Source organism: Actinomycetota bacterium, from assembly GCA_018334075.1.
Classification (GTDB): Bacteria; Actinomycetota; Coriobacteriia; order Anaerosomatales; family UBA912; genus JAGXSC01.
In genome coordinates this window covers 1-7,869 of sequence record JAGXSC010000048.1, presented here as the reverse complement: position 1 = coordinate 7,869, position 7,869 = coordinate 1, and the positions used below count along the sequence as shown (strand labels likewise).

The following is a 7,869-nucleotide window of genomic DNA, read 5'->3' as shown; positions in this document are numbered from 1 at the left end:
AAAGTTAAGTCAATAGAAGATCTTCCTTTAGGTATGTGGCTCGTCTACATGGAAGATGGTGAGTATGGGTATTGTGAAGTACACAGGGCTATTGGTAGTAATGTAGCTGTTATTAATGGTGCATTTTACTTTGACAAACCTAACGTAATAGCATACACTGAGTTCATCAAATACGAAGAGGAAATCTGATGAAAAGTGTTAATGAAGACTTATGCTTTATGGTTCTTTTAGGGTGGGATGATGGTGTTTCTCCATTCCCTACTTTATTATCTCAGTGTGCATTAACATATAATGATATAGGAAATATCATTGATAGTGAGATGGATATAATGCTGAATATTAAAAAGAATAGTAACCCTTATGAGTTCCGCTACTTCCCAATAGATGCCAACTATGGAAGTGAAACAAAAGATGTTCACTTCATGTGGGAAGAAGGTTTAAGTTGTGAAGAACTCCACGATTACTTGTTAGAGGATTAATAAATGACGCGACGTAATGAAGAACATGTAGATGAACGTGCCTACCCATTCTTTCATCATGTATACGGTAGAGACGGGTATGTGTGTGAGTATAATTCTACATCTGGAGCAAAACCAACAAAAGTTCTGTCCATTGAAGGTTTCTATCATAAATATTGTGCTTATTGCGGCAGGAAGGCACTTCCCATTCAAGGTGAATTAGAAAAAGGTCGAGGTTTCTTTACAGGATATTATGACATTGGTCATTGCTGTGTGTGCAAAGATGCAATGGATGAAGTTGAACATAATAACAAGTTAATTGAACTTAAAAAGAAGCATGAACAAGAATTAAAAGAACTAGAGAATCTTAAACCAAAAATGAATCAAGAGGTTATCTCATCTTTAGTTAAAAAATCTTTTGAGGAAAAACATGCACAACTTGAGAAAGATTTAAAACATTGTGAAAAATATGGTTATATGTCTGAATCTACCTTAACTATGGTTGGTGTAACTATTGTAGAAGGAAATAAAAATGTTTAGTAACACAGTTTTAGACTCATTAGGTATTCTACTTAATGCAGGGATTGAGGTCTCAATTCATTATGATCGTGAGAAGAAAGTGTGGTATGCCGACCTCAACACTGGGGCAAAAAGTCATATGTACCTGTATGATGATGGTGGAAGAAATATTACACTAGAAAAACGTTACAATGAAAAAGATGAATTCTATTATGAATTTGATAATCAGATGGAAGACATTTTGGATTTCTATTGTTCAAATTTTATCGAGTGCATCAAAGGACGATCTTTTGCTAATGAACATTGGGTTGCTTTTGCAAAGCAAAGAGGTTATACTCCTGTTTTTGGTCCATATTAAAGAGAGAATAAAATGTTAAATTCACTTTATGTAAAAGAAGAAAGTGATAAAATTTACACAAAAGTTGTAGCTGTTTTATTGATTGACAATAGGCCAACCTATGTGGATGTTTATGGTGAACAGTATGAAGTTGGTAATGCCGTGGTGATTGATATTGACCACATCACAGACTTATATCTTGGTTTGGACTGGTATCGGGATGGTTTGACTTTTAGAACTTATGAAAGAGAATACCCAAGGGGGAGTTAAGATGGCATTTAAAAATTTAAAACCTTTGATTACAGAAAGTTTACATGCAGGAGATGTCTCACAAAAGATTAGTCATCCTGCATATGGTTTGATTTCTGTGACACGCCCTAGTGGTGGACGAAAGGAAATGTTTGGATCAGACTTGCGACATGACAATACTGTAACTATTCGCATTGCTAATGCCATTGAGGAACGCTCATTAGGTCGTTCTTGGTATTACGAGAAAGGCCAAGTTCTTGAACTTGATATGACTGAAGCTCAATGGGCTAAATTTGTATCATCTCATGGTATGTCAGGAACACCAGTTACTTTACGATATATTCGTGGTGAAGGGGAAATTCCTTGGATTGAATCTCAGAATAGTAAAGCAGATTATTCAGAGAAAGAATTTGAAAACCTTATTAAAAATCACATGCAACATGCCCAAAATGCATTGAATCAAGTCAAAGATTTAGTGGCTAAAGGTAAAGCTGGCAAGAAAGAGTTAGAGAGCCTGGAAAAGGTGATCTGGCATATGGTTGAACGTTTCCCGGATAGTGCAGCTTTTGCAGTAAAAGCTTTCCGTGAGGAGACAGAAGAAATGGTTGAAGGTGCGAAGATTGAAATTGAAGCTTCTTTAACAGCTTTAGTTCAAAACACAGGCATTGAAGCGTTAGGTCTAAATGATTGGAATAAATTAGAGAATAAAAAAGATGACTAAATCTGAAACACCATATAAGATCTATGAAATTGTTCTGGTAGATGGTAAAGAAGCAACCATCCGAGACATTTACAATAAAACTGTTCGGATTAAAAGTGAAAATGGTGAACAAGATTCCTTTATGACAGTATGGAGTTATCGGATCCATGAAAAAGAGTTTTGGGGTCAAGATGTCAAACCAGAACGAATTCAAAAACTTAAAGGTGAACTAAGATTTGAGGAGAAAACTTATGCTAAACCCACAGTACAAACATTTCTTGCTTTTCAATGATGATTGCTCTGAGTCAAATACTTTTAATTTAGAGCAACTGTTGTTGGAACAATCTAAAAATAATGTTAGTGAGATGTTCGTCTTACTAATCACCAATCTTTTAGAACGGAAGTTGTTGACAAATAGTGATCTAGCTGATTTAATTGGTGTGTCTAATTCACAACTGGAGGAGATGTCTTGGTGATGAATAGTAACAAAAAACAACTGATTAAAGCTTTAAACAACTCTAGAAACAAGCTTATTGAAGATTTACATGCGTTTCGTAGATATCCGGTCAATAGGAAGAAAATGGATCAAAGCTATTTTAGCAAGACTTGCCATAAACTTAAGCTTGAGATCAGAGATCTTGATAAACTAATTGAAGAAGCAAAGGTTACTAAGGACAGTAGTATGTTTGATTTACGTCCACAGTGTGCTAACATTGAAAGTGGTGCCGAACCAAGCATTAGAATGCTTATTGAAAGATATTATCATGAATTCTTTCCAACAAACTATAAAAAGATGGCACAAGAGTATCTAGAGAAACTTATGGAGATGAAGGATGCAGAACAAATTAGTCTATAAAGTTGGGGATTTAATTTCAGCAGCAGCAAACAATGAAGTTCAAGTCATAGCCCATGGTTGTAACTGCTTATGCACCATGGGAAGTGGGATTGCCCCTTTGATTAAATCTGCTTTTCCTTATGCTTATGAAGCTGACTGTAAAACACGTAAAGGTGATAAACTAAAGCTTGGGAGTTTTACTGTAGGTGATCCTGAGCATTATGGGTACAGCAGTGGACCTCTTGTCTTTAACTTATATAGTCAATATAATTATACAGGAAGAAAAAATGGTCTGCGAGATTTAGATTACAATGCCCTATATGATGCTCTTGATTTAATGGCTTTTGAACTGCAATGTTATGCTTTAGGTGAAGATCTTAAAGTAGGACTTCCACTTATAGGTTGTGGTTTGGCCGGGGGCGATTGGAGAATTGTTTCTCGCATGATTGAATCTACCTTGCTAAAATCTGGTTTCAACGTTACTATTTATACTTTAAAGGATATTGAACTTTGGTTAAAAGAATAAAAATTGATCCTGATGCAATGATTGGTAACAAATACGGAAAACTTTTAGTACTCAAGAGCTTGTATTATAAAGGTAATCATAATACGGAAGTATTTTGTAGATGTGATTGTGGAAAGGAGCTATCCAGAATAGCTAGTCATATTATATCTGGATTAACAGTCTCCTGTGGTTGTGAAAGGACAAACGTAATAACTGTAAGAAATAGAAAACATGATCATGCAAAGAGACATAAAAAATCTAAGGAATACAGAACTTGGGAAGATATAAATAAACGATGCAGAGATAGCAATAACCAAGTATATGGTGGAAAAGGTATCTCTGTTTGTCCTGAATGGCAAGAAAGTTTTGAAAATTTTCTTAGGGATATGGGAACATGCCCAGACATTAAATACTCCATAGAAAGATTAGATAATTCCTTGGGATATTCAAAAGAAAATTGCATATGGGCAAATAGATCCACTCAATCTGCCCACAGAGGGAGACAGAAGAACAACTCTTCTGGTTACATTGGTGTTAAATGGGATAAAAGATCTTCTAAGTGGGTTGCCAGCATTAGATGGAAAGGGAAAGTAACAGAAAAATACTTTTCTAATAAAGAAATAGCAGCACTTTACAGGGATGCGTATATTAAGTATCATGAATTGCCACATACTTTAAATCTAAATGAGCTAGGACAACAATATATATCTAAAATTCTTAAAAAGGCAAAAGGAGATTGGGATATTATTGAACTCATGGTCAAAAAGACATTGTGTCAAGCAGGACATGATGTTATCATCTATGTACTTGATGAAGCTGAAATCCCTGAAAATGCTATTGTAATCAAATAAGAGGTGTTTATGAAGTTAGATGAACAGGAACTTAAGAAACGTTTTGAATCTAAAAAGCGTGATGCCAGGAAGCGCGGAATAGACTTCAAATTGACATTAGATGATTTGAAAGTATTATTTCTTCGCAACAATGGTTACTGTGATTATACAGGTGTTCCTTTTGATAATGATAAGCATAAAATTTCTATTGAACGTATCAACGACAAGAAAGGATATGAACGTGGAAATGTTTGTCTAACTTCTGCACAGGTTAATCGTATTAAAGATTATACCCTTGATAAGACAGAGATCAAAGTTGTACGTATTGACCAAGGACAAGAAGAGATCTTAAAAGTTATTCAGGAAAAAGTTACACCTGAGTACCAGAAATTTTTATCTTATAAATACAATGCTTTATGTAAATTTGAATTCAATGTCTATAAAAATCATTTTAAAGGTATTGACTATTCAAAGTTCTATGATAAAGTGAGTGGAGTGGTTACTCAAAAGGTTGAGTTGTCCAGAAATAACGAAGGGGTTCTTAAAATGTCAGATCGTCAAATTGCTTCAGATGTTCGTATCGCATCCTACTACTCTGATATGGCTAAACATGCATCTTCAGAGAAAAAAGATTTTACTGTCAGTTTTGCAGAGTTCAAAGCTAAGTTCTCTGGCACTAAGTGCAAACTAACTGGTGAGCCAGTTGAAATGGCACAGAAAGTTTTCATTCTTCTTGATCAAGATAAGGGATATACAAAAGACAATATTGTCCTTGTTGGGAAAGATGTAGGTGCTAAGATGGTAGAAGCAAGTAAACTTTTAGGTATGTCTATCCCTGAGATGGCTAAGAACCTCAATCCGTTTGTAAAGGATTATGTTCCTAAAAAGAAACCAGCACCAAAAACTCCACTTGTATCTTTAAGTTCAATCATGAAAAATAAAGTTGGGGATAAAAAGTGATCACAATTAGATCTTACTTTAATTGATAAAATAGAGGGATAATATGAATGATTTTTATGGTTATGTTTTAAAAGAAGAATTTCTTAAACACTACGGTAAAGAAAAAGCTAGAGAACTTTTAACAGAAATTTTTAATAAGCTTGGTGGTATTGAAGGTTGGGAACTAGAAAATTTTATTTATATAAGCTTTAGAGAGTCACACACATTCCATGATGGTGTATGGTTTGTAGATAATAGAAGTAAATTTGAAAAGAGTCATCTATCAGGTTGGATAGAATCTGAGATAAAGAAGATCGGTTATTATAAAGTTAGCCCGGAACAATTTGTTAATGTACTTTTAGGAGAAGATATGAATAAAGAAGTTAAAGTAGCAAAACCACGTTTCCACAAAAAGCGTAAACCAGTTCCTGTTCGTAAGAAAACTGACATCACAGTATACTACTCTACAGGTGAAAAATATACACTTAAAAATGTAAAAGCTTTATATGTTAAAGGTGAAAATGTAAATGTTGGCTTGACTCCTGAAGCTAAAAATGGATATTTTGAAGGAAAAGTTGTTTATTTTTCTACTGGAAATGTGGATTCTTTCCTTGTAAAAACACCAAAAGGCAACTATACTCTAGATTCTGTTGGAGATGGTGAGTTTATCCTCACTCAAGAAGGTTCTGTTCTGACTCTAACTGAATTAAACCAAGTATTCTAAGGGAGAGATATTGTGAGTGTTGATCATAAAGTTTTTGTTTGTTGTTCAAAAGATAAAGCTCTTGAAGTTTATGGGGCTGTATCCTCTGCTCTACGTGATTTTACTCGGACTACGGGAGAAATCTCCACGTTGGATTTCAAGCATTTTTGGTTGAGCTTTGTGACTTCAAAAGAGTCCCGGAACATCTTTATGACACACTCATGTTCTTCTGACTATAAAGAGATTTATGATGGTGAGAAGATTATCTTTAGCATTGGGTGTTGGGGAGATCACCAAGTTTATATGGACTTAGTTAAATCTGCAATTAAAGACTTTGGTGATGTTTACGAAGACGTCAACGATTGCGATGATATTGATTTTGAAAAGGTATAATTGTAGTACTAATTAGAGGAGTAATTTATGAATCCACTGTTTGATAAAATTAATGATTGGTTTGAAGATCTTAAGGAATATGCTGAAAACTCTCCCAAAGAGTTTCTTAAAGATATGGAATATATTTTAGATTCTAGCTTCTTTGAAGAAGTTTATGAGAAACTTGATACTGTTCGAAGTTCTTTAGATGATCTGCGTGAAGAAGTTGAAGCTAAAATGGTGCCTGAATTCCCGGTAGAAAAGCTTCATAAACTCATCAATCTTGTTGAGATCACTAATCTTAAAGGTAAATATGTTCGTCAGTTTGCTTTTCAAGAGAGTCTCTTCCTTAATGAAAAGAACAAGATCCGTCCTCCAGTTAACACTCATCAAGTTGGAGATGTATTCCAAATTGAGGAAGTAGAGGCACTCCTAGGTACAACTGTTCTTGATAAAGAAGCTGTACTTAAACTTCTGGAAAAACTTTAAGGGCGAAAGCCCTTTCTTAACTCAAGAGGAGGTGAGATGTCCGAAAGCAAAATGTTAATTATGTTTGATTCAAAGAATAATAACAATAAATTCTATGAAGCAACCTTAGACGACGTAGGAAACATTGCAGTTCGTTTTGGTCGTGTAGGTGGTGGAGTCCAAACCACTTCTTACTCTGGTGGTAAAAAGAAGTTTGACAGTCTTGTTGCATCTAAAATCAAGAAAGGTTATAAAGAAGCACAACTAGAAGCTGTCTCTGGTGAAACTGGGTTGACTCAAAAAGTCAACGTAGTAGATATTGCACTTAAGCAGATTGATTGTAAAGACGACACAAGTCGTAATCTTATTCAAGCAATTGCTAAAGCAAACATTCATAACATCACCAGTTCTACTAACATTAAATATGATGAAAAAGATGGTTTGTTTAAGACTCCTTTGGGGGTTGTAAAGAAATCTGCTGTAGAAGAAGCAATGATCCACCTTGGCAATATTGAATCCCTCTTAGATGAATATGAAAAGTGTGGAAAAGGTGAAGATGAGATCTTAACTTTAAATGATTCTTATTTTGTTCTCATCCCTAATAAAGTAGCAACCACACGTGATAAACGTCACCTACTGTTTAGTCAGAAAAACATTGACGAACAACGTGAAATCTGTAAAGCACTTCTGGAAACATTAGACCTTATTGAAGAACTTAAAAAGAATCAGGAAGATAAACCTAAAGAAGAAGTTGAAGTAGAAAAAATCTTTAACTTTGGTATTTCTCATGTTGAAGATTCTGCTACAATTGATCGTATTGTTAAGTACTACAATGAAAGTAAGAATGCCCAACATGGTGGTCGAATCATGGGTTCTAAGGTTAAAAACATCTATAAAATTAATCTTGGGAACCAGCAAGCTCCATTTGATAAAGCCATTACAGAGTATGGTAAT

General features: G+C 34.6%; 15 protein-coding genes. All 15 read left to right on the top strand.

Features of this window, described 5'->3' with window-relative positions; genetic code table 11:
* Window positions 1–189 (top strand): hypothetical protein (locus KGZ89_06810; GenBank protein MBS3974556.1); only part of this gene is annotated, 189 nt, incomplete at its 5' end.
* Window positions 189–479, top strand: a complete 291-nt coding sequence (locus tag KGZ89_06805) for a hypothetical protein (GenBank protein ID MBS3974555.1) — start codon at window positions 189–191, stop codon at window positions 477–479. The genes KGZ89_06810 and KGZ89_06805, both read left to right, overlap by 1 nt.
* 3 nt (window positions 480–482) lie before the next feature.
* On the top strand, window positions 483–998 hold the full coding sequence (locus KGZ89_06800) for a hypothetical protein (protein MBS3974554.1): 516 nt from the start codon (window positions 483–485) through the stop codon (window positions 996–998).
* A complete protein-coding gene (locus KGZ89_06795) occupies window positions 991–1,335 on the top strand; it encodes a hypothetical protein (protein MBS3974553.1) in 345 nt (114 codons plus the stop codon). Before KGZ89_06800 ends, KGZ89_06795 begins: the two co-directional genes overlap by 8 nt.
* 12 nt (window positions 1,336–1,347) lie before the next feature.
* Window positions 1,348–1,584, top strand: coding sequence for a hypothetical protein (locus KGZ89_06790; GenBank protein ID MBS3974552.1), 237 nt, complete (start codon window positions 1,348–1,350; stop codon window positions 1,582–1,584).
* A gap of 1 nt (window position 1,585) precedes the next feature.
* Window positions 1,586–2,284 (top strand): hypothetical protein, encoded by a 699-nt coding sequence (locus KGZ89_06785; protein ID MBS3974551.1) that lies wholly within the window; start codon window positions 1,586–1,588, stop codon window positions 2,282–2,284.
* The gene (locus KGZ89_06780) at window positions 2,277–2,555 is read left to right on the top strand and encodes a hypothetical protein (protein ID MBS3974550.1); all 279 of its coding nucleotides are present in this window, start codon (window positions 2,277–2,279) and stop codon (window positions 2,553–2,555) included. The genes KGZ89_06785 and KGZ89_06780 overlap by 8 nt, the downstream gene beginning before the upstream one ends.
* 180 nt (window positions 2,556–2,735) lie before the next feature.
* Complete coding sequence (locus tag KGZ89_06775; GenBank protein ID MBS3974549.1) at window positions 2,736–3,119, top strand: hypothetical protein; 384 nt, start codon at window positions 2,736–2,738, stop codon at window positions 3,117–3,119.
* The gene (locus KGZ89_06770) at window positions 3,097–3,624 is read left to right on the top strand and encodes a macro domain-containing protein (GenBank protein MBS3974548.1); all 528 of its coding nucleotides are present in this window, start codon (window positions 3,097–3,099) and stop codon (window positions 3,622–3,624) included. Before KGZ89_06775 ends, KGZ89_06770 begins: the two co-directional genes overlap by 23 nt.
* Window positions 3,609–4,454: an AP2 domain-containing protein gene (locus tag KGZ89_06765; GenBank protein ID MBS3974547.1), complete on the top strand. Its 846-nt coding sequence runs from the start codon at window positions 3,609–3,611 to the stop codon at window positions 4,452–4,454. The genes KGZ89_06770 and KGZ89_06765 overlap by 16 nt, the downstream gene beginning before the upstream one ends.
* Window positions 4,455–4,463: 9 nt before the next feature.
* Window positions 4,464–5,393, top strand: coding sequence for a hypothetical protein (locus KGZ89_06760; GenBank protein MBS3974546.1), 930 nt, complete (start codon window positions 4,464–4,466; stop codon window positions 5,391–5,393).
* A gap of 43 nt (window positions 5,394–5,436) precedes the next feature.
* The gene (locus KGZ89_06755; protein MBS3974545.1) at window positions 5,437–6,096 is read left to right on the top strand and encodes a hypothetical protein; all 660 of its coding nucleotides are present in this window, start codon (window positions 5,437–5,439) and stop codon (window positions 6,094–6,096) included.
* A 12-nt stretch (window positions 6,097–6,108) separates the two neighbouring features.
* Complete coding sequence (locus KGZ89_06750; protein MBS3974544.1) at window positions 6,109–6,468, top strand: hypothetical protein; 360 nt, start codon at window positions 6,109–6,111, stop codon at window positions 6,466–6,468.
* Window positions 6,469–6,495: 27 nt separating this feature from the next.
* Window positions 6,496–6,936, top strand: a complete 441-nt coding sequence (locus KGZ89_06745; GenBank protein ID MBS3974543.1) for a hypothetical protein — start codon at window positions 6,496–6,498, stop codon at window positions 6,934–6,936.
* Between the two features lie 36 nt (window positions 6,937–6,972).
* A partial coding sequence (locus KGZ89_06740; GenBank protein MBS3974542.1) for a WGR domain-containing protein occupies window positions 6,973–7,869 on the top strand: 897 nt, incomplete at its 3' end.